Source organism: Mesorhizobium escarrei (assembly GCF_935825525.1).
GTDB lineage: Bacteria > Pseudomonadota > Alphaproteobacteria > Rhizobiales > Rhizobiaceae > Mesorhizobium > Mesorhizobium escarrei.
In genome coordinates this window covers 1-725 of sequence record NZ_CAKXZT010000038.1, presented here as the reverse complement: position 1 = coordinate 725, position 725 = coordinate 1, and the positions used below count along the sequence as shown (strand labels likewise).

Genomic DNA, 725 nt, shown 5'->3' with positions numbered 1-725 from the left:
CACGAACATCGCCTTGATACCGGTGAGTTGGTCGAGGCCGACTGGAGCCAGAAGATCAGGGGTTGCCGAAGCGAGCGCGCCAACGGCGCCTGCGAGCGCACCCACAAGGCTGTAACGCGCGAACATCTTGGTCCGCGCGGCGTCAGTGACCTCACGTGTGAGCGCGGCATGCTCCAAGGGCACGAAGACGCTGACGCTGCCGGCCGATGGGTTGATTGTGCCTGCGAACGCGATCACCAAAAGCAGCGCGTAGTCGTGGACCACAGCAAAGGCCGCACCCGTGGCGACCATCAGACTTGCGGCGGCAAGCAGGAGTTGGCGGTGATCGTACCGGGCGCCAAGGAGTCCGAAACCGATGGTCAATAGCGCGGAACCGAGAAGCGACGCGGTCGCGATGACGCCGACCTGCAGAGGTGCAAAGCCTAATGCGAGGAGATAGACCGGCAACAGAACGGCCACGAAGCCGTCACCCATATCGCGCAAGGCTCGAGCCGCAAAAAGGAAAGTCGCCGGGTGGATCCGCTGCACTGATCTAGCCTGCCCTCATCACCTGCGTCGGCACCACGGGCTTGGGGCAGCGTCGATAACAGGGCTGGGAGATCATGACGGAGTCGCGTTAGACATTCCAGCGAGGCGAAGGCCATGAAGCTCGGGAAGTGGGTCAGAATTCCCCGTGGTCTTGCTTTGGTAATGTCCAGGAAGGGGCGCATTGCCGCCCGCCAGCC

General features: G+C 62.9%; 1 protein-coding gene. It reads right to left on the bottom strand.

The genetic code is table 11. The features are described from left to right. Positions 1–474: MFS transporter (locus NMG80_RS03405; protein WP_436798535.1), on the bottom strand; the 474-nt coding region annotated here is incomplete at its 3' end. Positions 475–725: the final 251 nt, after the last annotated feature.